Origin of the sequence: Enterobacter sp. SST3, from assembly GCF_000286655.1 — a bacterium.
Classification (GTDB): Bacteria; Pseudomonadota; Gammaproteobacteria; order Enterobacterales; family Enterobacteriaceae; genus Enterobacter; species Enterobacter roggenkampii.
Map to the genome: position 1 here is coordinate 95,309 of NZ_ALNS01000016.1, position 23,048 is coordinate 118,356.

The window sequence follows — 23,048 nt, forward strand, 5'->3', positions numbered from 1 at the left end:
CCGGCGTCAGGAGATAAACATGAATCCGCTTTATCAAAAACACATCATTTCCATAAACGACCTCAGCCGCGAAGAGCTGGAACTGGTTCTGGAAACCGCGGCAAAACTGAAGGCCAATCCGCAACCGGAGCTGCTGAAGCACAAGGTGATTGCGAGCTGCTTCTTTGAAGCCTCGACCCGCACCCGCCTCTCCTTTGAGACCTCCATGCACCGCCTGGGCGCGAGCGTGGTGGGCTTCTCTGACAGCAGCAACACGTCGCTGGGTAAAAAAGGCGAGACCCTGGCGGATACCATTTCAGTGATCAGCACCTACGTCGACGCGATTGTGATGCGTCACCCGCAGGAGGGCGCGGCGCGCCTGGCAACCGAGTTCTCCGGCGGCATTCCGGTGCTGAACGCCGGTGACGGTGCCAACCAGCACCCAACGCAGACGCTGCTGGATCTGTTCACCATTCAGGAGACCCAGGGCAAGCTCGAGAACCTGAACATCGCCATGGTTGGCGACCTGAAGTATGGCCGCACCGTCCACTCCCTAACCCAGGCGCTGGCGAAATTTAACGGCAACCGCTTCTACTTCATCGCCCCGGAGGCGCTGGCGATGCCGCAGTACATTCTCGACATGCTGGACGAGAAAGGCATTGCGTGGAGCCTGCATGCCAGCATCGAAGAGGTGATGAGCCACGTGGATATTCTGTACATGACCCGCGTGCAGAAAGAGCGTCTTGACCCGTCCGAATACGCCAACGTGAAGGCGCAGTTCGTGCTGCGCGCCAGCGACCTGGAAGGCGCGCGCGACAACATGAAGGTCCTGCATCCGCTGCCGCGCATCGATGAGATCACCACAGACGTGGATAAAACGCCGCACGCCTGGTACTTCCAGCAGGCCGGGAACGGCATCTTCGCTCGCCAGGCGTTACTGGCACTGGTTCTGAATCGCGAATTAGCTCTGTAAGGGGAGACGACCATGACACACGATAACAAACTCCAGGTTGAAGCCATCAAGCGTGGCACCGTGATTGACCATATCCCTGCGCAGGTGGGCTTTAAGCTGCTGACGCTGTTCAAACTGACCGAAACTGACCAGCGCATCACCATCGGCCTGAACCTGCCGTCGGGTGAGATGGGCCGCAAAGACCTGATCAAAATCGAGAACACCTTCCTGACCGACGAGCAGGTTAACCAGCTGTCGCTGTACGCGCCGGACGCCACCGTCAACCGCATCGACGAGTACGAAGTGGTCGGCAAATCCCGCCCGAGCCTGCCAGAACGTATCGAAAGCGTGCTGGTCTGCCCGAACAGCAACTGCATCAGTCATGCTGAGCCGGTTTCCTCCAGTTTCGCAGTGAAAAAGCGCGCGAATGACATCGCGCTCAAATGCAAATACTGCGAAAAAGAGTTTTCTCATTATGTGGTGCTGGCCAACTAATTGAGGTTGGTAATGAAATCCCGGCTGTTATAATGGCCGGGAACATTCTTAACGCTGTAATTCTGGAGAAAACATGAGCAAAGTACTCGCGACGGAAAATGCACCAGCCGCTATCGGCCCTTACGTTCAGGGCGTTGATCTGGGCAGCATGATCATCACTTCAGGTCAGATCCCCGTAAACCCAAAAACCGGCGCGGTGCCGGAAGATGTCGCGGCGCAGGCGCGTCAGTCGCTGGAAAACGTGCAGGCTATCGTTGAATCTGCCGGCCTGAAAGTGGGTGATATCGTGAAAACCACCGTGTTCGTGAAGGATCTGAACGATTTCGCGACCGTTAACGCCACCTACGAAGCGTTCTTCACCGAGCATAACGCCACCTTCCCGGCGCGCTCCTGCGTGGAAGTGGCGCGTCTGCCAAAAGACGTGAAAATTGAAATCGAAGCGATTGCCGTTCGTCGCTAATTCGCTTTGGCGATGAAAAAAGGCAGCCCAGGCTGCCTTTTTTGTTGCTTGCTACTGATTCCGCGTGGCGCGCAGCAGCGTCTCCAGCGGATACACCGCCGCAATCACCACTTCGTCCTGCACCTTCGCCGCGTTATCCAGCTCGCTCTGAATCGAGGCGATCTCTTTGTCATCCAGCGTGCCCTGACGCGCCACCAGGTCGGTGAGCCGCAGGCCAATCGACGCCAGCTTATCCACCTCCTGGATCACCGGCTTCATCGCCTTCAGCTGATAGCTGTTTTCGCTTAAGGCCAGCGCGTCGCTGGTGTTGCTCTGCCAGCGGTTAAAGACGTGACGCAGGGCGTCGGCGCTTTCCGTGTCTTCCGCATCGCTCACCAGACGGTCCGCCCACTTGTGCATCTGGCGCACGGTGGTGCTTTCGGCGTTCAGCGCATCCGCAAAGCGGTTGAGCGGCTCGAACTGATGGTAGTTTCCGGCCTGGAACTTCAGGTGCTGGCGGGTGTAATACTGAGCCGGTTCAATCGCCTGCGCGAGGACCTGCAGCGGCAGCGTGTCGGCATTACCGGCGAGGCGCGTGAACTGCACCTGCTGCTGGGTATGCTGCTGCAGCCCGACCGACACCGTCGACCAGCTGTCCATCGCCTGCAGGCGGGTGTACATGTTGTCGACGTCGTTGACGTCCTGCGCGGACCAGAGCCGCTCCGCCACCGCAAACGTACGTGGCCACAGGCGAATATCCAGCACCGGCGCCACCACGTTTTCCGCCCACAGCGCCGCTTCGCCGCCGAGCAGGTTGGACTGGTTCGCCACGTCCGGCACGACGGGCGGAACGCCTTTCGGCACGTCGTCCAGACGCGTGCCGCTAATCGGATAGCGCGTATTCCCGACGAGGAAATAACCGGAGAGTTTGTCGTTATCAACGGTGACAACCGGGCGCGTTTCGCCCATCCAGGTATCGACGGTGAAGGTCACCTGATTGTCATCCCGCCATTCAATATCCTGCACCGCGCGGCGGGATTTCCCGGCAAAATCAATAAACCCGCGCCAGCCGGCATCCCCTTTCACCAGCGTGAAGCTCCCCTCCACCGGCTTGCCCTTCAGGCGCGGCATGGAGAAGGCCCAGCTCTGGGCGCTGTCGGTATCCGCTATCACGTCCACGCCGTTTAACCCCTGCGGGACGATCTCGTTGCGGTAGTGATAGGCGGTGGACTGGGGCTGGTCGAGATAAAAGCCGGTCGACAGAATGCCCTTGTAGCCGTTCTGCGCCACCTGCCCCAGCGCGTCCTGGCCCTGCCAGGACTGGATCAGAATGCTTTTCGGCAGATCGGGATGGTAGATCTCATCCCAGCCGACCATCTGGCGGCGATGCTTCTCGAGGATCGTTTCCAGCTTGCGGTTGAAGTACGCCTGCAGCGCGTGGCTGTCCGCCAGCCTGTTGTCGCGCATAAACTGCTGGATGGCCGGATTCGCTTTCCACTGGCTGTCGTCCACCTCGTCACCGCCGATGTGCAGATACGGATCGGGGAAGATCGCCGCCAGTTCGCTGACCATCGCGTCGGCAAAAGCGTAAGTTGCGTCTTTTGTCGGATCCAGCACCGGCTTCAGCACGCCCCAGTGGCGTTCCATGGCGTACGGCCCCGGCGCGCTCATCAGCTCCGGGTAGGCCACGGCAATCGCCGAGGCGTGGCCCGGCATGTCGATCTCCGGCACCACGCGAATACCGCGCTCGGCGGCGTAACGCACCACCTCGCGCATCTGCTCAGGCGTGTAGAACAGCCCGTCGCTGGCAAGCTGGGTTAATTTTGGATAACGCTTCGAGCTGAAGCGCCAGCCCTGGTCGTCGGTCAAATGCCAGTGCAGCACGTTGAGCTTCGCCGCGGCCATGCCGTCGATCTGGCGTTTGATATCCGGCAGCGGGAGAAAGTGGCGTGCCGAATCGAGCAGCAGCCCGCGCCACGGGAAGCGCGGTGAATCTTCAATGGTCACCCACGGGATCGAGGTGTTTTCCGCCCCGTTCTGCACCAGCTGGAGCAAAGTTTCCATGGCGCGCAAGGCACCGAAGCGGGTGTTGGCGGAGATGTTCACGCCGTTGGCGTCCACCGTGAGCTTATAGCTTTCATCGCTGTCCGGCAGCGGCTGCGGCTTCACCTTTTTAGCGATGGCGATGCGGATAGTTGGTTTGTCTGGCTTTTCAGCCTGAGGCTGCAGCGTCCAGCCGGTTTGCAGGGCGATGCGCTGGCGCAGTCGGTTGACGGCGTCACCGAGATCGTCCCCGCTGACGCTTACAGAAACGTTGTTGCTAAGCACCAGTGCGCCCTGGGTCGTCGGGCGTTCGACCTTCGCAGGCCAGGGCATTAAGGGGAGATCCCCTGCCGGGGCGGCAAAGGCAGAGGCGCCGAGCATCAGCCCGGCGGTTAAGAGACTGTACCGTAACATGAATGTTCCTTATCTGACGGGCCAAATAAAGGCAAAACATTCTGTTAACATGCGCTCATTTTGTCGTCAAGCGAATGCGCCGACGGAGATCACAGGTTGTTGAATTTGGGAGAAAAGCTATTGCCGGGTGGCGGCTTCGCCTTACCCGGCCTACGTTTGGATCGTAGGCCCGGTAAGCGCAGCGCCACCGGGCTTGCCGTTACTGCCACCCATACCGACGCGCATAGAACCCTTTCACCATCTGGGTCAGCACCATATAACCGGCGAGGATCGCCACCAGCCACGGGAAGTAGCTCAGCGGCAGCGCCTGCAGCTGCAGGTAGCTTGCCAGCGGTGAGAACGGCAGCGCGATGCCGAGCGCCATCACAATCCCCGTCATCATAATCAGCGGCCACGCGGCGCGGCTCTGGATAAACGGAATGCGGCGCGTGCGGATCATATGCACAATCAGCGTCTGGGACAGCAGACCTACCACGAACCAGCCGGACTGGAACAGCGTCTGGTGTTCCGGGGTGTTGGCGTGGAACACAAACCACATCAGGCAGAAGGTCAGGATGTCGAAGATGGAGCTGATCGGGCCAAAGAACAGCATAAAGCGCCCAAGATCTGCCGGGTTCCAGTGCTGCGGCTTCTGGATCTGCTCGTCGTCCACGTTATCAAACGGGATCGCCACCTGAGACACGTCGTACATCAGGTTCTGGATCAGCAGGTGCAGCGGCAGCATCGGCAGGAACGGCAGAAACGCGCTCGCCACCAGCACGCTGAAGACGTTACCGAAGTTGGAGCTGGCGGTCATCTTGATGTACTTGAGCATATTGGCAAAGGTACGGCGCCCTTCGATCACGCCCTCCTCCAGCACCATCAGGCTCTTTTCCAGCAGAATGATATCCGCCGCTTCGCGGGCAATATCCACCGCCCCGTCTACGGAGATACCGATATCCGCCGCACGCAGGGCGGGCGCATCGTTGATGCCGTCGCCCATGAAGCCCACCACGTGCCCTTCTCGCTTAAGCAGGGTGACGATGCGCTCTTTGTGCATCGGCGTCAGGCGGGCAAACAGCGTGGTGCGCTGGGCCAGCTTCGCCAGTTCGTCATCAGAGAGATGTTCAATATCGCTCCCCACCACCACGTCGCCCGCGTCCAGCCCCACCTCGTGGCACACTTTGGCCGCCACCAGCTCGCTGTCGCCGGTGAGGATTTTCACGGTAATACCGCTCGCCTTCAGCGCCTTCAGCGCCGGGGCGGTGGTCTCTTTCGGCGGATCGAGGAAGGCGATGTAGCCCTCGAGGATCAGATCGGATTCGTCAATACGCTGGTAATCCCCCTCCCGCGCGGGCAGGAACTTGCTCGCCACCGCCACCACGCGCAGCCCCTGACGGTTGAGGTTGTCGGTGACGCGCTTGATGCGGCGCAGCATGGTGTCGTCCAGCGGCACGATGTCGCCGTTATAGCGCACCTGCGTCGACACGTTCAGGATCTCCTGCAGCGCCCCTTTGCAGATCAGCTGATGCACGTTCGGCTGCTCGCTCACCACCACCGACATCCGGCGGCGCTCGAAGTCGAACGGGATCTCATCCACCTTCTGCCAGCGGCCGGAGAGCGTGCGGGCGGACTCTTCATCCACCCCTTCCAGCACGGCGACGTCGAGCAGGTTTTTCAGCCCGGTCTGGTAATGGCTGTTCAGCCACGCGCTGTGCAGCACGCGCTCGCTGGTTTTGCCGGAAATGTCGGTGTGGTTCTCCAGCACGATTTTATCCTGCGTCAGGGTGCCGGTTTTATCGGTGCAGAGAATGTCCATCGCGCCAAAGTTCTGAATGGCATCAAGGTGTTTGACGATCACCTTCTGTTTAGAGAGCTTCACCGCCCCGCGCGCCAGCGTAGAGGTGACAATCATCGGCAGCATTTCCGGCGTTAAGCCGACCGCCACGGAGAGCGCGAACAGCGCCGCCTCCCACCAGTCGCCTTTGGTGTAGCCGTTGATCAGCAGCACGATTGGCGTCATCACCATCATAAAGCGGATCAGCAGCATGCTGACGCGGCCAATCCCTTTCTGGAAGGCATTCGGCTCGCTCTCCTGCTCGCTGACGCGCCCGGCAAGCTGACCAAACCAGGTGTTGCCCCCGGTGGCAGTGACAATCGCCTGCGCGGTGCCGCTGACGACCGTGGTCCCCATAAAGCACAGGGTGTCGCACTCGAGCGGGTTCATCTGCTGCGGGTCGCGGCTGCGCGCCACCTTTTCAACGGGCAGGGATTCGCCGGTCAGGGAAGCCTGCGCCACAAAGAGATCGCGCGCCTGGATGATGCGTAAATCCGCCGGGATCATGTCCCCCGCGGCCAGCTTCACCAGATCGCCCGGCACCAGCTGGTCAATAGGCAATTCCACCCAGGCGTTTTCGCCGAGATCGTTGATCACGCGCGAGACGGTCGCGGTGTTGCTGACCATCGCCTTCAGGGCGTCCGCCGCTTTGGTGGAGCGGGCCTCCTGAATAAAGTTCAGCAGCGTGGAGATGCCCACCATCAGGGCAATCACCCCTGCGGCAAACAGATCTTCCGTCGCGTAGGAGATGAGGCCGAGCACGGTCAGCAGCAGGTTGAACGGGTTGCGGTAGCAGAGCCACAGATGCACCCACCACGGAGAGGGCTTTTGCGCCGGAATGAGGTTATCGCCATGCACGGCGCGGATTTTTTCCACTTCTGCCGCGTTCAGCCCTTCCGGGTGTCCGCCAAAGGCGCGCCAGACTTCGTTTTCATCCATCGCCGCCACGTTCAGGCAGCGTTCGGTCAGGGACGCGGGGATCGCCGCCCCCGCCATGTTTTTGGCGTTTGGCAGCGGGTCGCGCTGAACAAGACGGTGTGGCAGGTGGCGGCTCAGCAGGGCCTGCAGCTGCCGGGTGATATTTTTAAACATCGTCATTCCTCCGCATCCGCAAAGGCGGACGCAGCATTTCCTTCAGGCGTGGCAAAGCCGTACCTGAGAGGCACTCAATTTTTCAAGCAGGAACGTTTGGAACGCTGCTGCCTCACATCACCGGTGAGTCAGCAACAGGCTGGCTTACCGGAAAGAACGCATTCTCCCGTTCAGGAGAGGTGTGGGATCGGGATCCATGAAGCCTCCGGTAAGTAAAAAGTAGGGTGTCGCCGCGCAGTATAAGGATTTAAGCGTACCCTTTTTGATGATTCGGGCGGTATTATACCCCCCTGCAAATAAACCGAACGTAAACCAGATTTAGCCCATAGCGAAATCGCGCTATAGCATTAGGCTCAATTCATTACATTGTCGTTGTTACAGGGAATACAGCATGCAGAACCGCCTTACGATTAAAGACATCGCGCGTTTAAGCGGCGTGGGGAAATCGACCGTCTCACGCGTGCTGAACAACGAAAGCGGCGTCAGCGAACGCACCCGCGAGCGCGTTGAGGCGGTCATGAATCAGCACGGTTTTTCCCCTTCCCGATCCGCGCGCGCCATGCGCGGGCAGAGTGACAAAGTGGTCGCCATCATTGTCTCGCGTCTGGATTCTCTGTCTGAAAACCTCGCCGTGCAGACCATGCTGCCCGCCTTCTATGAGCAGGGATATGACCCGATCATGATGGAGAGCCAGTTCTCGCCCCAGCTGGTGGAAGAGCATCTGGGGATGCTTCAGCGGCGCAACATTGACGGCGTGGTGCTGTTCGGCTTTACCGGCATCAAAGACGAGATGCTGAAACCCTGGCAGCCGTCGCTGGTGCTGCTGGCGCGCGATGCCCACGGTTTTGCCTCCGTCTGCTATGACGACGAGGGCGCGATTATCACCCTGATGCAGCGCCTGTTTGACGAAGGCCATCGCCACATCAGCTTCCTCGGCGTACCGCACGCGGACGTTACCACCGGCAAGCGACGCCATGAGGCCTATCTGGCGTTTTGCAAAAAGCACAACCTCTCCGCCGTGGCCTCCCTGCCGGGGCTGGGCATGAAGCAGGGCTACGAGCAGGTCGCCAGCGTCCTGACGCCGCAGACCACCGCGCTGGTGTGCGCCACGGATACGCTGGCGCTGGGCGCGAGTAAATATCTGCAGGAGCAGCGTATCGACAGTCTGCAGGTGGCGAGCGTCGGCAGCACGCCGCTGATGAAGTTTTTGCACCCGGAGATCATCACCGTCGATCCGGGCTACGCTGAGTCCGGCAGACAGGCCGCCGCGCAGCTGATCGAGCAGATCAACGGGCGCGCAGAGCCGCGTCAGATCGTAATTCCTGCCCACCTTTCATAACCCCCACCAATCGGTTTATTGTGATCTTCGCCCGATTTCGGGAACGTTCCCATTTTCGCCGTTACGCTGAAGGAGTAGGCTTGCGCTCAGGTCATTACACCCCCTCACCATCTGTCATGAGGTTTCATGATGAGTAAAGTCAAACAAGCAGATATTGATCAGCTGATCGTCCTGGTCGGCGGCCGCGAAAACATCGCAACCGTCAGCCATTGCATTACCCGCCTGCGCTTCGTGCTGAACGATCCGGCCAAAGCGAACCCGAAGGCGATTGAAGAGCTTTCCATGGTAAAAGGCTGCTTCACCAACGCCGGTCAGTTCCAGGTGGTGATTGGTACCGAAGTGGGCGATTACTATCAGGCTCTGCTGGCGACCACCGGGCACAGCGCGGCGGATAAAGAGCAGGCCAAGAAGGCTGCGCGCCAGAATATGAAGTGGCACGAGCAGCTGATTTCCCACTTCGCGGAGATCTTCTTCCCGCTGCTGCCGGCGCTGATCAGCGGAGGCCTGATTTTAGGCTTCCGTAACGTCATCGGTGACGTGCCGATGAGCGACGGCAAGACCCTGGCGCAGATGTACCCGGCGCTGAAAACCGTGTACGACTTCCTGTGGCTGATTGGCGAAGCGATCTTCTTCTATCTGCCGGTCGGGATTTGCTGGTCCGCAGTGCGCAAGATGGGCGGTACGCCGATCCTCGGTATTGTGCTCGGCGTCACGCTGGTCTCTCCGCAGTTAATGAACGCTTACTTACTTGGTCAACAGGTGCCAGAGGTGTGGAACTTTGGCCTGTTTAGCATCGCCAAAGTGGGCTATCAGGCGCAGGTCATTCCGGCCCTGCTGGCGGGCCTGGCGCTGGGCTTTATTGAAACCCGACTGAAACGCATCGTGCCGGATTACCTTTATCTGGTGGTGGTGCCGGTGTGCTCGCTGATTCTGGCGGTCTTCCTGGCGCATGCCTTTATCGGTCCGTTTGGCCGCATGATTGGCGACGGCGTGGCCTTCGCGGTGCGTCACCTGATGACCGGCAGCTTCGCCCCGATTGGCGCCGCGCTGTTTGGCTTCCTGTACGCCCCGCTGGTGATCACCGGCGTGCACCAGACCACGCTGGCGATTGATATGCAGATGATCCAGAGCCTCGGCGGCACGCCGGTCTGGCCGATTATCGCCCTGTCGAACATTGCTCAGGCGTCCGCGGTGACCGGCATCATTATCGTCAGCCGCAAGCACAACGAACGCGAGATCTCCGTTCCGGCGGCCATCTCCGCCTACCTCGGCGTCACCGAACCGGCAATGTACGGTATCAACCTGAAATACCGCTTCCCGATGCTCTGCGCGATGATCGGTTCCGGTCTGGCAGGCCTGGTGTGTGGACTGAACGGCGTGATGGCGAACGGGATTGGCGTCGGCGGCCTGCCGGGCATCCTCTCCATCCAGCCCGCTTACTGGCAGGTGTTTGCCCTGGCAATGGCCATCGCCATCATCGTCCCAATGGCGCTGACCACCGTGGTTTACCAGCGTAAGTTCCGTCAGGGCTCGCTGCAGATTGTTTAACTTCATCTTTCGGGGCGCAGTTGCGCCCCTTCGCATTTGCAGGAACGCATTATGAATACCCTTCCTCACTGGTGGCAGAACGGCGTCATCTATCAGATCTATCCCAAGAGCTTCCAGGACACCACCGGCAGCGGCACCGGCGATTTACGCGGCGTGACGCAGCGTCTGGACTATCTGAAAACCCTCGGCATTGACGCCATCTGGCTGACGCCGTTTTATATCTCTCCGCAGGTGGACAACGGCTACGACGTGGCGAACTACACCGCCATCGATCCGGCCTACGGCACGCTGGATGATTTCGACGAGCTGGTCGCTGAGGCGCACGCGCGCGGCATTCGCATCGTGCTGGACATGGTGTTTAACCACACCTCCACGCAGCACGCCTGGTTCCGCGAGTCGCTGAACAAAGCGAGCCCGTACCGCCAGTTCTACATCTGGCGAGACGGCACGCCGGAGCAGCTTCCCAACAACTGGCGCTCCAAGTTTGGCGGCAACGCCTGGCGCTGGCACGCCGAGAGCGAGCAGTATTACCTGCACCTGTTCGCGCCAGAGCAGGCGGACCTCAACTGGGAAAACCCGGCGGTGCGCGCCGAGCTGAAAAAGGTGTGCGAGTTCTGGGCCGATCGCGGCGTGGACGGCCTGCGTCTGGACGTCATTAACCTGATTTCAAAAGATCAGGATTTCCCTGACGACAACATCGGCGACGGTCGCCGCTTCTATACCGACGGGCCGCGCATTCATGAATATCTCCAGGAGATGAGCCGCGACGTCTTTACCCCGCGCAACCTGATGACGGTAGGCGAGATGTCCTCGACCTCGCTGGAGAACTGCCAGCAGTATGCTTCTCTCGACGGGCGCGAGCTGTCGATGACCTTTAACTTCCATCATCTGAAGGTGGACTACCCGGGCGGCGAAAAGTGGACGCTGGCGAAGCCGGACTTCGTGGCGCTGAAAACCCTCTTCCGCCACTGGCAGCAGGGGATGCACAACAAAGCCTGGAATGCGCTGTTCTGGTGTAACCACGACCAGCCGCGCATCGTGTCGCGCTTTGGTGATGAAGGCGAACACCGCGTACCGGCGGCGAAGATGCTCGGCATGGTGCTGCACGGGATGCAGGGCACGCCGTATATCTATCAGGGTGAAGAGCTTGGCATGACCAACCCGCACTTCAGCCGCATCACCGACTATCGCGACGTGGAAAGCCTGAACATGTTCGCCGAACTGCGCGCCAGCGGCCGCGAGCCGGATGAATTACTGGCGATTCTGGCGAGTAAATCCCGCGACAACGGGCGAACCCCAATGCAGTGGGACGCGTCGCACAACGCGGGCTTTACCGAGGGCGAGCCGTGGATTGGCGTCTGCGATAACTACGAAACCGTGAACGCCCGCGCGGCGCTGGACGATGCGGATTCGGTGTTCTACACCTATCAGTCGCTGATTCGCCTGCGCAAAACCCTGCCGGTGCTGACGTGGGGGGATTATGAGGATCTCCTGCCGGAACACCCTTCCCTGTGGTGCTATCGCCGCCAGTGGCAGGGGCAGACGCTGATGGTGGTGGCGAACCTGAGTCCTACTCCGCAGGAATGGCAGACAGAGGCTCTCAGCGATAAGTCGCAGGTTCTGATGAGTAACTACCCGGCACCGCAAACGACGTCACTCCGTCCATTTGAAGCCGTCTGGTGGTTGCAGCAGTAACTTTCCCCTGCCGGGTGCGGCTCAGCACCCGGCTTACTTTACTGTTTTTGTTGAATAATTAATCAGATTTTTCTCGCCCGCCTTTACAATCGCTGAAGCGCCCGTCGTTTGTACTCTCGTCTTTTTACTTTGTTCTGCATCAAATAAATCGCAAACATGTTTGATGCAAATCACTATATGTAGCACTTAAAATGCACGCCGACCCAACATCTTGTATTTATCGTCTACTATTCCAACAACAAGACGGCGCTTACGCTGGCCGGAATTGTGGATAACACGAGCTGGGAACGCGGGAAGTCTTTGGCCTGGCGGGAAATGCGTCCGGTGAATACTTCTCCACCTCTGTGGATAACCTGTTTTTAAAAATGGAGTGATCATGACACCGCATGTGATGAAACGTGATGGCTGTAAAGTGCCGTTTAAATCAGAGCGCATCCAGGAAGCCATTCTGCGTGCAGCTAAAGCAGCGGGAGTCGATGACGCAGATTACTGCGCCACCGTCGCAGAAGTCGTTAGCAGCCAGATGAATGAACGCAGCCAGGTTGATATCAACGAGATCCAGACCGCGGTTGAGAACCAGCTCATGGCAGGGCCCTACAAGCAGCTGGCGCGCGCCTACATTGAGTACCGCCACGATCGCGACGTCCAGCGCGAGAAGCGCGGCCGCCTGAACCAGGAGATCCGTGGCCTGGTGGAGCAGACCAACTCTGCGCTGCTCAATGAAAACGCCAATAAAGACAGTAAAGTGATCCCCACCCAGCGCGACCTGCTGGCCGGTATCGTCGCCAAACACTATGCCCGTCAGCATCTGCTGCCGCGCGACGTGGTCTCGGCGCACGAGCGCGGCGAAATTCACTACCACGATCTCGACTATTCGCCGTTTTTCCCGATGTTCAACTGCATGCTGATCGATCTGAAAGGCATGCTGACCCACGGCTTTAAAATGGGTAACGCGGAGATTGAACCGCCTAAGTCGATCTCCACGGCTACCGCGGTCACGGCGCAGATCATCGCTCAGGTCGCCAGCCATATTTACGGCGGCACCACCATTAACCGCATTGACGAAGTGCTGGCCCCGTTCGTAACGGCGAGCTTCAACAAGCACCGTAAAACCGCCGAAGAGTGGCAGATTCCGGACGCGGACGGCTATGCGCATTCCCGTACCGAGAAAGAGTGCTACGACGCCTTCCAGTCGCTGGAATATGAGGTGAACACGCTGCACACCGCCAACGGCCAGACGCCGTTTGTAACCTTCGGCTTTGGCCTGGGCACCAGCTGGGAATCACGCCTGATCCAGCAGTCGATCCTGCGCAACCGTATTTCCGGCCTCGGCAAAAACCGTAAAACCGCCGTGTTCCCGAAACTGGTGTTCGCGATTCGCGACGGCCTGAACCACAAGTTTGGTGACCCGAACTACGACATCAAACAGCTGGCGCTGGAGTGCGCGAGCAAGCGCATGTACCCGGACATCCTGAACTACGATCAGGTCGTCAAAGTCACCGGTTCGTTTAAAACGCCAATGGGCTGCCGCAGCTTCCTCGGCGTCTACGAGGATGAAAACGGCGAGCAGATCCACGACGGGCGTAACAACCTGGGCGTGATCAGCCTCAACCTGCCGCGCATCGCGCTGGAGGCAAAAGGTAATGAAGCTGAATTCTGGAAACTGCTGGATGAGCGCCTGCAGCTGGCGCGTAAGGCGCTGATGACCCGCATTGCGCGCCTCGAAGGGGTCAAAGCCCGCGTCGCGCCGATCCTCTATATGGAAGGGGCCTGCGGCGTGCGCCTGAAGGCGGACGATGACGTATCCGAGATCTTCAAAAACGGCCGCGCGTCGATTTCGCTGGGCTACATCGGCATTCACGAGACCATCAACGCCCTGTTTGGCGACACGCACATGTACGACAGCGAAGCCCTGCGTGAGAAAGGCATCGCCATCGTTCAGCGCCTGCGCGACGCGGTAGACCAGTGGAAAGAGGAAACCGGCTACGGTTTCAGCCTGTACAGCACCCCAAGCGAGAACCTGTGCGACCGCTTCTGCCGTCTGGACACCGCCGAATTCGGGATTGTGGAAGGCGTGACCGATAAAGGGTACTACACCAACAGCTTCCACCTCGACGTCGAGAAAAAGGTGAACCCGTACGACAAGATCGACTTCGAAGCGGCCTATCCGCCGATCGCCAGCGGCGGCTTCATCTGCTACGGCGAGTACCCGAACATTCAGCACAACCTGAAGGCGCTGGAGGACGTGTGGGACTATAGCTACCAGCACGTGCCGTATTACGGGACCAACACGCCAATTGATGAGTGTTACGAGTGCGGCTTTACCGGTGAGTTCGAGTGTACGAGCAAGGGCTTCACCTGCCCGAAATGCGGCAACCACGATGCGGCCCGCGTCTCCGTGACCCGTCGCGTATGCGGCTATCTCGGCAGCCCGGACGCCCGTCCGTTTAACGCCGGCAAACAGGAAGAAGTGAAGCGCCGCGTGAAGCATCTGGGAAATGGGCAGATCGGTTAATCCGCTGCCACGTTAATGCCCGGTGGCGCTGCGCTTACCGGGCCTACGGACCGCTCTCTTTTGTAGGCCGGGTAAGCGCAGCGCCACCCGGCGTGGTTATTCGCAATGAACTATCACCAGTACTACCCTGTCGACATCGTCAACGGCCCCGGCACCCGCTGCACCCTGTTTGTTTCAGGCTGCGTCCACGAATGCCCCGGTTGCTACAACAAAAGCACCTGGCGACTCAATTCCGGCATGCCGTTCACCGCGGAGATGGAAGATAAAATCATCAACGACCTGAACGACACGCGCATCAAACGCCAGGGGATTTCGCTCTCCGGCGGCGATCCCCTGCACCCGCAAAACGTGCCGGATATGTTGAAGCTGGTGGAGCGCATTCGCGCAGAGTGTCCGGGAAAAGATATCTGGGTCTGGACGGGCTACAAGCTGGATGAACTGAATGCGCAGCAAATGGAAGTCGTGGATCTGATTAACGTGCTGGTCGACGGCAAGTTCATGCAGGATTTAAAAGACCCGGCGCTCATCTGGCGCGGCAGCAGCAACCAGGTTGTGCATCATTTGCGATGAACGCTAAAGCCGTTTATTTGCGTCGTGATAAGCGGCTGATTTCTCTCTTTTCCCAACGGCGATAACAAATACCGTTATAACGCTGTCCTGAACCTGATAAACCAGGCGATAGCCAGACGCCTTGAGTTTGATTTTGTAGCAATCAGGCAGATTATGCAGGCGGGCCGATTCGACCCGGGGATTTGCCAATACCCCGGCAAGTTTCTTCTTAAACTGGTTTTTGACCGTATCCCCCAGCTTGCTCCACTCCTTTAACGCCCTCGGGTCAAATTCCAGTTCATAAGTCATCCAGACTAACCTTTATTCCCTTTTGCGGATTAGCCAGTCGCTCCCGGACTGTCTGTATCAGCGCATCTTCGCTGTCGCTGATGGTGACCGTTTTCACCGGCATGCGCCCCGTTTCAGCAACGTACTGAAACAGCAATCGCACCGCTTCCGTTGGGGTAATATTGAGTTTTTCCAGCACGGCATAAGCCTCGTTTTTGAGTTTGTCATCCAGACGGACGTTTAGCGTGGCCATTATGCCTCCAGAAAAATCGAATGTGTAATGCAGTTTAGCATTACATTCGCATTACATCGAATTCTGGATAACGCCTCTCAAAAACGACTCAAACTCTCCATCGCCACCGCCTTAAACCCGGCGAAATCCTCGCAGCTACAGAGCCGTGACATGGCCCGCTCGCGCAGGAAGGTGACGAAGATATCGTAAATCGCCATCGCCTCTTCGTACTCGCTTTTGCTGATGGCGAGCAGGAAGATAACGTGCGCGGTTTCGTCGCCCCACTGCACGCCGTGCGGGGCGAGCACGGTGTAGACCACCGTTTTCTGCGCCAGCAGGCCGAGGGAGTGCGGCAGCGCGATGCCGTCGCCGAGCATGGTGCTGACGATAGCTTCACGCTCAACAACCGAATCCAGAAACTCCGCACCGACAAAGCCCTCTGCTTCAAGCTGTTCACACAGTTCGCGGAAGAGCGTCTGCTGATCGATCGGCTTGTCGATAATGCGGAAATGGGCCGCGTCGAAGTATTTATCCAGCATCCACGGACGGGTGCGGTCCACCAGCACCAGTTTGCCAATCTGCTCTAACTGGTAGTCGGTCGGGAACGGGGCGATCATCACCACCGGTTTCGACTTTTCGCTGACGCGGGCGGTCGCGATCACAAAGTCTTCGCTAATGGTTTCCGCCAGCTCGTACTCGCGCAGGGTGAGCGTGCGCGTCACCTCAATCTGCGGGTATTTACGCTGCAGTACCGCCTCAATCATGCGCACCATGGCATTACCGGCGTCGCATACCAGCAGCACGCGCGGCTGACGCTGGTAGCCGATGTTGTAGTGGCGCTCAAGCCCGACGCCAATATGCAGCACCAGGAAGCCAATCTCGTTTTCGCTGATCACATACGGCGTGTATTTGCCCCAGCTCGACACCGCGGCCAGCGTCATGTCCCACGCCATCGGGTAGTGCTGCTTGATGTTATCCAGCAGCGGATTGGGGATCATGATTTGATACCGCACGCGGGTGATCATGGTTTTGATGTGCGTGAGCAGGTCCGCGTGCAGCTGCGCGTCGCTGAGCAGGTTGTAGTTATAGTGAGTGTTGATATAGCGCAGGATGTAGTTGACCAGCGCCTCGTCGTCGTCAGCGTTAATGGCGCTGGGCGCGATCTCCTGAATCTGCCGCGCCGCAATGTGCACGCACAGCCAGCTCTCCTCCGACGGCGAAAGCGCCTTGCCCGCCAGCTGCTGGATGGTCACCGCGATATCCTTCGCCGCCTCGCGCACGTTCTCTTCCACGTCTTCGGCATGGAATTCCGGCAGCGGGTAACCTTCGCTGATGCGACGTACCGACACCGCGCAGTACAGGCGCAGGAACAGCTCGCCTTCATCGGTCAGGCGAATGTGGTGACGGGTCAAGGCGTCGTGCAGCACCGGCACCATCTGCTCCGCCACGCCCGCATTCAGCGCCACGTCGGTCACCAGCGGGTTCAGGCTGTCCTGCTGCGCCAGCTCCCAGAGCAGATCGGTCAGGCAGGCGCGGGTCGACATCTCGCTGCCAAACAGCTTCATGCCGTGGCGCGGACGGGTTTCCAGCGTCAGGTTGTAGCGATGAAACCACTCGCGCACCTCCGCCATATCGCTTTGCAGCGTGGCGCGGCTGACGAACCATTCGTCCGCCAGATCCTCCAGCTTAAGCGAAAACGCCGAGGTCAGAAAACGCACCACCAGATAATGCACGCGCTCCGGCCCGGTCCGCGGGATACGCAGCGCGCGCGGGTGGGATGCCTGAAGCTGCTGATAGCGCTCGGCGTCCTCAATTTTGAGCTGGTAGCCGTTGCCCCGGCTCAGGATGAACTGCGCGCCGTGGCTGGCCAGCAGCGCGTTCAGGGCGGTGATGTCCGCACGGACGGTTCGCGTGGAGACCGACAGCCGCTGCGCCAGCTCGTCCTGCGGCAGCGTCTCGTTTTGCAACAGGTCGAAAAGTTGCGCTAAACGTTGGTTCGGAAATCGCACGTCGTTGTCCTCTTACGGCTTAAGGTGAAATGACCATCTGGGATGGGCTGCCGACCGGGGTATAGTCTGGCTCAAAGCTCAATTTCCCGTCCTGCGCCACGCGGAAGCGGGTAATGTTGTCGCTGCGCTGGTTCATGACGTACAGCCAGCGCCCCTGTTTATCGAGCGTCAGGGTGCGCGGGTAGTCACCGCGCGTCCACACATCGTCCTGATGCGTCAGCGTGCCCTCCGCCGTTACGGTAAAGTGCCCGATGCTGTTATGCAAACGGTTAGCCACATACAGCTGCCTGCCATCGGCGCTTAATGCGAGCCCGGCAGCAAAGCTGGTGCCTTTGTAACCTTCCGGCAGGGCAGAAACCGTTTTACCCTCTTTCAGGGTGCCGTTGGTATTCACGGTATACCGGGTGAGCGTAGACGCCTCTTCGTTAATCAGCCACAGGGCATCGCCCTTCGGCGTAAAGACAAAGTGGCGCGGCCCGGCGCCTTTCGAGGAGGCGCTGATAAACGGCGGATCGTTCGGCGTCAGCTTTCCTGTCCGATCGTCAAAGCGGTATTGGTAGATGCGATCCAGCCCAAGATCGGTGGAAAACACGTATTTCCCGCTCGGATCGGCGGCGATCATATGCGCATGGGGGCCGTTATGATCGCTGATCGCGAAACTGCCCTCGACGGCAGCTGCCGGCTTCGCCGCGCCCGGTTCGCCTTGATCCTGATGTATGTCCGTGGCTTCACCCAGGCTACCGTCTGCGTTGACGGGTAAAACGGCAATTGAGCCGCTGACATAGTTCGCCACCAGCAGATGTTGGCCGTTCGGCGTCAGGGAGAGATACACCGGCCCGGCACCGCCGGAGGCCACCTGATTGAGCTGGCTCAGCTCACCGTTATCGCCGACGCGCAGCGCCTGCACCACGCCCTGCTCCACTTCGCTTGCCAGATACAGCGTTTTGCCGTCCTGTGAAAGGGTCAACTGCGCCGCATTCGGCAGTTTGCTTACCCGCGTTTTATCGTTCAGCGCGCCGGTTTGCGGGTTAACAGTAAAACGGTACAGCCCTTCACCGTTTGGATTATAGGTACCCACCCAGGCGTATTGCGTCTGGGCGACAGCGGCGGTGGCGAACATTGAGAGTGAAGCGACAAGCAAGGTACGGGTGTGCATGGTGGCTCCTGTATAGGTGTGAGTTCTACTTCACCAGCTTCTTCGTCATCGCCAGCAGCGTACGCACATCTTCCGGACGCGTATCACCGCTGGCTTTGTCGATAATCGAGCTGTAGATATGCGGGATGATTTTGCTCACGCCCGCATCGAGGGCGATCTGCAGGATCTCCTCATAGTTTTCCAGATCGATACCTCCGGTCGGCTCCAGCCAGAAGTCGTGACGGGCGCAGGCTTCCGCTACCGCTTTGTACTCGTCACGGCACTTCAGGCCGCCCATCGGGAAGTATTTGATAGAGCTGCCGCCGAAATCTTTCAGCAGAGCAATCGCCGTTTCCACCGGCACAATGCCGTCCGGCGCCGCGCTGCTCAGCGGGCCGGTGGAGATTTTCACCATCCCGACGGTACCGGTCGGAGAGACCAGACCGTTGACCACGGAGTCATTTTGCCCCAGCAGCGCGCGGCTGGTGGCCACGCCGGTAAAGACCTGGTTAACGTGCTGCGGCTGCACCTGGCGGGAGATCTCGCTCACCATCGCCGACTGGTTCGGATCGCCCGCGCCCAGGCCAACGGAGAGCGCGTTATCAATCAGCTTCGCGTATTCGCGCATATCGGCAACGGCGCTCGCCACGTCCGGGTAATTTTTGGAGAGCACGCCCACCAGCACGTGGCCTTCCGCCGCCTCGTAGATGGCGCTGGCGTTGGCCTTTGAGCCAGCCAGCACGTTCAGGCAGACGCGGTCACGGTAAAAGTTGGGGGTCAGTTTCATGCGTTTTTCTCCAGTCCTAATACTTCACTAATGCGGCGGTACACAATGTTCAGCTGGTCAGCGTTTACGCTGCGCACGTCTGCTTCGATAATCCCTTCGTTGGCCTTGTAGCCACGGAAGTAAATGGCGTACTCGCCCTGCTTGAGCTTCGCCACCAGGTCACCCGTGCCGACGCCGGTGGTGGCTTCGTCAAACTTAATCTCGGTGCGGGCGATGTCGCGTCCAGCGCTGTCCCAGACCACGCGCGCGGTCACACCGTTCAGGGTGTTGAGCGCCTCGATAAACGGCGTCATTTTCGCCACCATCTCGGCACCGCTCTCTTTGGTGGCCGTCAGATAGTGTTCGATGGCGCAGGTCAGGCCAAGAATGCCCTCTTTACCCACCTTCATGGCGCGGCCAATCCCCGCCGTCTGACGCTTCACCCACTCAACGTACTGGGTCTTGCCGATCACCAGCCCGCTGGTGGGGCCTTCGATCGCCTTTGCACCGCTGTAGATCACCAGGTCCGCGCCGGCGCGGTAGTACACGTGCAGATCTTCTTCCGCCGCGGCATCGACGATGAGCGGCAAGTCGTGTTTACGTGCGACAACCGCCGCCTGCTCGACGCTGAGCATGCTTTTCTGCACGCAGTGGTGAGATTTGATGTACATGATCGCCGCCGTGCGTGGGGTAATCGCCGCCGCCAGCTGATCGGCGGAACATTCGTTGGCGTAGCCCGCTTCCACCAGCCTGCCGCCGCCCAGCGCCACCATGGTGCCCACCGGCGCGCCAAAATTCACGTTGTGGCCTTTCGGCAGGACGATCTCGTTGTTCTCAATCGGGGTGACGTGCAGGTTTTCCAGCAGCCAGTCGCTGTCTTTCACCAGCACCGCGGCCACGGACTGGGCAATGCCCGCCGACGCGCAGGAGACCACCGTCGCCCCTTCCACGTCCAGCAGCTTCGCGATGTATTCCCCGGTTTTATTGACCAGATCCTTCATCTCGAAATAGTGATTCATGCCGTCCATCGCCGCCTGTACCACCTCCGGACGCGGCGTGGAGACGCCCAGCGCCGTCATGCGGCCAGAGGTGTTGATCACCTGCTTTAAGCGGTACTTCTCATAAATCGAAGGCATTTTCCGTGCTCCCTTGTTCGGTCATGTAGCCCTTGCCCGCGCGGATCGCGGCAAGCGGCACCAGTATGTGTTCAGCCTGCAGGCTGTCGTTTTCGGCATCCGTCAGCACCGTCGGCTGACGTTTAAGGGTGAACAGCGTCAGGTCGGCATCAAGACCCGGCTGAATGCGGCCTTTGCGCGTCAGGCGCAGGCCGTCGGCGGCGTTCGCCGTGACGCAGTCAATCACCTGCGGCAATGACATGCCGATGGCGAGGAATTTCGACATCACGCTTGCCAGCGAGCCCACCGGGCCGTTGATGCGGTTGCGGCAGTAGATGTCCGAGCTGATGGTGTGCGGCAGGATGCCCATCGCGATGGCGCGTTTCGCCACCTCAAAGCTGAAGCTCGCCGTGCCGTGGCCGACGTCCAGACGCACGCCGCGCTTCAGCGCAGACGTAATGGAGGCGCGCAGTTCGCCGGAGGGCGTCAGAATGCGGTTAGGCTTGCCGTTGTAGCAGTGGGTGATGATGTCGCCAGAGCTCAGCAGCTCGGCAATTTCGTCGAGGTTCGGCGGGTTGTTGCCAATGTGCACCATCAGCGGCAGGTCGCCGTTCTCTTTCTGAATGGCTTTGGCGCGCGCCAGCGGCGTGATGCCGTTGTCACCGACCACGCTGCTGCTCATGCGCGCCTTCAGGCCGACGATAAAATCAGGGTGGCGTTTCACCGCCTCTTTCACCGCGTCGGCGTCAATATTGGCCATGTTGGCCAGCTCGTTCTGGGCAATCAGCCCCACGCGGGAGATGTTCAGCAGGGCAAAGACCTCGGTGGAGGCCTTGCGGGTAATCGCGTAGAAATCGTCCACGTCGTCGGCCCCGGTGCTGCCCGCGTCCACCACGGTGGTCACGCCGGTGGCAACGCCCACGCTGTCCGGCTCGTCGTGGTAAATCGGGGAGTTCGGGTAGCAGTGTACGTGGGAGTCAATCCAGCCTGCGCTGACGAACACGTCACCGTTTAGCTCCACCGTTTTGCGGGCGGGAGCGTCTATGTCGCCCGTCGCGGCGATCTTCCCGTCCTGAATGGCGATATCGGTCAGGGTATCGTCGGCGAGGCGCGCACGGCGCAGGAGTAAATCAAACATGAGGATCTCCTGAAAAGGCAGGCGCCGGAGCGCCCGCGGGTATTAAAGGGCAACCGGGAACAGCCAGCCCAGAATCATTGCGCCGAGGATAGCGCCACCGGTAATGGGCTTCTGCCAGATGTAGAACAGCAGCGCGCCCAGCAGAGAACCCACGCCAATCGGAATGGAGGCGGTCATGGCGCTGAGGATAATCAACGGTCCGAGGAAACGACCGGAAGCGTTGCCCGCGCCCATCATCACGTCTGCGCCGTAGGTGGAGTTGCTCTGGTTGATGGTGAACTTACGCGCCAGGATGATGACGTAGCCAATCGCCAGGCCAATCACCAGGCCGGTGATCAGCGCGGCAATGAAGTTGGTCACCGGGAACATGATCCCCGCGCCCAGCAGCAGCGCCGGAACCCCGAGGCCCACGCCGGTCTGGATCGCCCCGCCGATATCAAGAATACCGACCAGCGACCCTTCGATAATGCGGGCGAACAGGAAGCTTGCGCCGAACGCCGCCACCGCGCCGTAGACGCCGGTATCAATCCCCGCTTTCAGCATCGCCACGAAGGCCACTTCGTTAAACGCGCCGATGCCGTAGAGGTAGTACATGTGCGTCCCGGCAAACACGCCGGAGGAGAGCAGGCCAACGAAGATCGGGAACGACCAGTCGGCATACCAAAAACCTTTATTCTGTTCCATGTCGAGGCTCCTGTTATTTACCGCTGAGCGAGTTGTGGATCATGTCGAGCCAGTTCGGCACGGTCAGATGGAAGGATTCGATCATCTTCATGTCGAAGCCGCGGAAGAAGCCGCTCAGCACGAAGAGCAGAACGATCGCCGCCATCATCACTTTGGTAACGTGGTTCCAGCCGCTCTCTTCCACGCCTTTACCGATCAGGATCCCCAGCACCAGGCCCGGTACGGCGTTGCCCATAATCAGCTGCGCCGCGCCGCCAAAGATGGTGGCCCAGAAGCCCGATTTTTTACCCGCATCGATGGCCGCCAGCCAGAAGATCACCGGCATCACGGTGTTGACCAGCAGGTTCGCGGCAGGCACCAGCACCTTCACGGCGGTGACCTGAAGCGCAGCGGGCACGGAGGAGGCGGTCAGGTTAAGGAAGGTCACGACGATCATGCCGATCACGCCGCAGGCAATCGCCATTTTGCGCGGATCGTGCAGCGTTTCGCCGACGTTACGGTTTTTGATCATCAGTGCGGCAGCACCCCAGTTCGGGATGATGCGGTGGTCAACGTCCTGTGTGAAAGCCCCTGCGGCCACGGAAGAGGCCCAGGCGTTAAAGAAGAAGCCTAACCCAAAGGAGAAGTGGGACGCCGGATCCCCTTCGCAGGAGTTCAGTTCCCCCAACGTACGAAACGCGCCCATACCCTGAGTGGTAGGCGCATGAAACATGCGTGCAGCCCCGGCCCCGACACCGACGCCTACCAGGCCGCCGATGATGAGCGATTTTATTAATATAATTAAGAACATCAGTCTGCCCTTTTA

General features: G+C 59.6%; 19 protein-coding genes. 8 read left to right on the forward strand and 11 right to left on the reverse strand.

The genetic code is table 11. From position 1 onward, the window contains the following. The first annotated feature begins 19 nt into the window (after positions 1 to 19). The 3 genes from pyrB (at position 20) to ridA (ending at position 1,886) form a co-directional block, all read left to right on the forward strand. Entirely contained in the window at positions 20 to 952 is a 933-nt protein-coding gene (gene pyrB, locus B498_RS10990; protein WP_008501389.1) for an aspartate carbamoyltransferase, read from the forward strand. Positions 953 to 964: 12 nt separating this feature from the next. Continuing rightward, positions 965 to 1,426 carry an aspartate carbamoyltransferase regulatory subunit gene (pyrI, locus tag B498_RS10985; protein WP_008501390.1) on the forward strand — a complete coding sequence of 154 codons (462 nt, stop codon included), beginning with the start codon at positions 965 to 967 and terminating at the stop codon, positions 1,424 to 1,426. A gap of 73 nt (positions 1,427 to 1,499) precedes the next feature. Continuing rightward, positions 1,500 to 1,886, forward strand: a complete 387-nt coding sequence (ridA, locus tag B498_RS10980) for a 2-iminobutanoate/2-iminopropanoate deaminase (RefSeq protein ID WP_008501391.1) — start codon at positions 1,500 to 1,502, stop codon at positions 1,884 to 1,886. A gap of 51 nt (positions 1,887 to 1,937) precedes the next feature. Here ridA and B498_RS10975 read toward each other — a convergent pair whose 3' ends face one another. Together B498_RS10975 and mgtA are read right to left on the reverse strand one after the other, a co-directional pair. Then, positions 1,938 to 4,322: a beta-N-acetylhexosaminidase gene (locus B498_RS10975; protein WP_008501392.1), complete on the reverse strand. Its 2,385-nt coding sequence runs from the start codon at positions 4,320 to 4,322 to the stop codon at positions 1,938 to 1,940. 199 nt (positions 4,323 to 4,521) lie between these two features. After that, positions 4,522 to 7,230: a magnesium-translocating P-type ATPase gene (mgtA, locus tag B498_RS10970; RefSeq protein WP_008501393.1), complete on the reverse strand. Its 2,709-nt coding sequence runs from the start codon at positions 7,228 to 7,230 to the stop codon at positions 4,522 to 4,524. Positions 7,231 to 7,621: 391 nt separating this feature from the next. Here mgtA and treR point away from each other — a divergent pair, with 391 nt between their 5' ends. The 5 genes from treR (at position 7,622) to nrdG (ending at position 14,897) form a co-directional block, all read left to right on the forward strand. Beyond that, the gene (gene treR, locus B498_RS10965) at positions 7,622 to 8,569 is read left to right on the forward strand and encodes a trehalose operon repressor TreR (RefSeq protein WP_008501394.1); all 948 of its coding nucleotides are present in this window, start codon (positions 7,622 to 7,624) and stop codon (positions 8,567 to 8,569) included. Positions 8,570 to 8,698: 129 nt separating this feature from the next. Continuing rightward, positions 8,699 to 10,117 (forward strand): PTS trehalose transporter subunit IIBC, encoded by a 1,419-nt coding sequence (gene treB, locus B498_RS10960; protein WP_008501395.1) that lies wholly within the window; start codon positions 8,699 to 8,701, stop codon positions 10,115 to 10,117. A gap of 51 nt (positions 10,118 to 10,168) precedes the next feature. Further along, positions 10,169 to 11,812: an alpha,alpha-phosphotrehalase gene (gene treC, locus B498_RS10955; protein ID WP_008501396.1), complete on the forward strand. Its 1,644-nt coding sequence runs from the start codon at positions 10,169 to 10,171 to the stop codon at positions 11,810 to 11,812. Between the two features lie 376 nt (positions 11,813 to 12,188). Further along, a complete protein-coding gene (gene nrdD / locus B498_RS10950; RefSeq protein ID WP_008501397.1) occupies positions 12,189 to 14,327 on the forward strand; it encodes an anaerobic ribonucleoside-triphosphate reductase in 2,139 nt (712 codons plus the stop codon). A 105-nt stretch (positions 14,328 to 14,432) separates the two neighbouring features. Further along, positions 14,433 to 14,897 (forward strand): anaerobic ribonucleoside-triphosphate reductase-activating protein, encoded by a 465-nt coding sequence (nrdG, locus tag B498_RS10945; protein WP_008501398.1) that lies wholly within the window; start codon positions 14,433 to 14,435, stop codon positions 14,895 to 14,897. A gap of 3 nt (positions 14,898 to 14,900) precedes the next feature. Here the strand turns inward: nrdG and B498_RS10940 are convergent, their stop codons facing one another. The 9 genes from B498_RS10940 to B498_RS10900 form a co-directional block, all read right to left on the reverse strand. After that, positions 14,901 to 15,185, reverse strand: a complete 285-nt coding sequence (locus B498_RS10940; RefSeq protein ID WP_008501399.1) for a type II toxin-antitoxin system RelE family toxin — start codon at positions 15,183 to 15,185, stop codon at positions 14,901 to 14,903. Continuing rightward, a complete protein-coding gene (locus B498_RS10935; protein WP_008501400.1) occupies positions 15,175 to 15,417 on the reverse strand; it encodes a type II toxin-antitoxin system RelB/DinJ family antitoxin in 243 nt (80 codons plus the stop codon). Before B498_RS10935 ends, B498_RS10940 begins: the two co-directional genes overlap by 11 nt. A 77-nt stretch (positions 15,418 to 15,494) precedes the next feature. Beyond that, complete coding sequence (locus B498_RS10930) at positions 15,495 to 17,405, reverse strand: BglG family transcription antiterminator (RefSeq protein WP_008501401.1); 1,911 nt, start codon at positions 17,403 to 17,405, stop codon at positions 15,495 to 15,497. A gap of 19 nt (positions 17,406 to 17,424) precedes the next feature. Continuing rightward, a complete protein-coding gene (locus B498_RS10925; RefSeq protein WP_008501403.1) occupies positions 17,425 to 18,561 on the reverse strand; it encodes a lactonase family protein in 1,137 nt (378 codons plus the stop codon). A gap of 25 nt (positions 18,562 to 18,586) precedes the next feature. Continuing rightward, positions 18,587 to 19,327, reverse strand: coding sequence for a 2-dehydro-3-deoxy-phosphogluconate aldolase (gene dagF, locus B498_RS10920; protein WP_008501404.1), 741 nt, complete (start codon positions 19,325 to 19,327; stop codon positions 18,587 to 18,589). Next, the gene (locus B498_RS10915) at positions 19,324 to 20,442 is read right to left on the reverse strand and encodes a DgaE family pyridoxal phosphate-dependent ammonia lyase (protein ID WP_008501405.1); all 1,119 of its coding nucleotides are present in this window, start codon (positions 20,440 to 20,442) and stop codon (positions 19,324 to 19,326) included. Before B498_RS10915 ends, dagF begins: the two co-directional genes overlap by 4 nt. Continuing rightward, entirely contained in the window at positions 20,426 to 21,559 is a 1,134-nt protein-coding gene (locus B498_RS10910; RefSeq protein WP_008501406.1) for an amidohydrolase/deacetylase family metallohydrolase, read from the reverse strand. Before B498_RS10910 ends, B498_RS10915 begins: the two co-directional genes overlap by 17 nt. A 42-nt stretch (positions 21,560 to 21,601) precedes the next feature. Further along, complete coding sequence (locus B498_RS10905) at positions 21,602 to 22,243, reverse strand: DUF4310 family protein (RefSeq protein ID WP_008501407.1); 642 nt, start codon at positions 22,241 to 22,243, stop codon at positions 21,602 to 21,604. 13 nt (positions 22,244 to 22,256) lie between these two features. Beyond that, entirely contained in the window at positions 22,257 to 23,033 is a 777-nt protein-coding gene (locus tag B498_RS10900; protein WP_008501408.1) for a DUF4311 domain-containing protein, read from the reverse strand. Positions 23,034 to 23,048 lie beyond the last annotated feature (15 nt).

Excerpts from the sequence above, each read along its gene's own strand:
- nrdD (WP_008501397.1), top strand. The coding sequence starts at position 12,189 with ATGACACCGCATGTGATGAAACGTGATGGCTGTAAAGTGCCGTTTAAA.
- B498_RS10940 (WP_008501399.1), bottom strand. The coding sequence starts at position 15,185 with ATGACTTATGAACTGGAATTTGACCCGAGGGCGTTAAAGGAGTGGAGC.
- B498_RS10905 (WP_008501407.1), bottom strand. The coding sequence starts at position 22,243 with ATGGAACAGAATAAAGGTTTTTGGTATGCCGACTGGTCGTTCCCGATC.
- B498_RS10900 (WP_008501408.1), bottom strand. The coding sequence starts at position 23,033 with ATGTTCTTAATTATATTAATAAAATCGCTCATCATCGGCGGCCTGGTA.
- B498_RS10935 (WP_008501400.1), bottom strand. The coding sequence starts at position 15,417 with ATGGCCACGCTAAACGTCCGTCTGGATGACAAACTCAAAAACGAGGCT.
- dagF (WP_008501404.1), bottom strand. The coding sequence starts at position 19,327 with ATGAAACTGACCCCCAACTTTTACCGTGACCGCGTCTGCCTGAACGTG.
- mgtA (WP_008501393.1), bottom strand. The coding sequence starts at position 7,230 with ATGTTTAAAAATATCACCCGGCAGCTGCAGGCCCTGCTGAGCCGCCAC.
- ridA (WP_008501391.1), top strand. The coding sequence starts at position 1,500 with ATGAGCAAAGTACTCGCGACGGAAAATGCACCAGCCGCTATCGGCCCT.
- B498_RS10975 (WP_008501392.1), bottom strand. The coding sequence starts at position 4,322 with ATGTTACGGTACAGTCTCTTAACCGCCGGGCTGATGCTCGGCGCCTCT.
- treC (WP_008501396.1), top strand. The coding sequence starts at position 10,169 with ATGAATACCCTTCCTCACTGGTGGCAGAACGGCGTCATCTATCAGATC.
- B498_RS10925 (WP_008501403.1), bottom strand. The coding sequence starts at position 18,561 with ATGCACACCCGTACCTTGCTTGTCGCTTCACTCTCAATGTTCGCCACC.
- pyrB (WP_008501389.1), top strand. The coding sequence starts at position 20 with ATGAATCCGCTTTATCAAAAACACATCATTTCCATAAACGACCTCAGC.
- pyrI (WP_008501390.1), top strand. The coding sequence starts at position 965 with ATGACACACGATAACAAACTCCAGGTTGAAGCCATCAAGCGTGGCACC.
- B498_RS10915 (WP_008501405.1), bottom strand. The coding sequence starts at position 20,442 with ATGCCTTCGATTTATGAGAAGTACCGCTTAAAGCAGGTGATCAACACC.
- nrdG (WP_008501398.1), top strand. The coding sequence starts at position 14,433 with ATGAACTATCACCAGTACTACCCTGTCGACATCGTCAACGGCCCCGGC.
- treB (WP_008501395.1), top strand. The coding sequence starts at position 8,699 with ATGAGTAAAGTCAAACAAGCAGATATTGATCAGCTGATCGTCCTGGTC.
- treR (WP_008501394.1), top strand. The coding sequence starts at position 7,622 with ATGCAGAACCGCCTTACGATTAAAGACATCGCGCGTTTAAGCGGCGTG.
- B498_RS10910 (WP_008501406.1), bottom strand. The coding sequence starts at position 21,559 with ATGTTTGATTTACTCCTGCGCCGTGCGCGCCTCGCCGACGATACCCTG.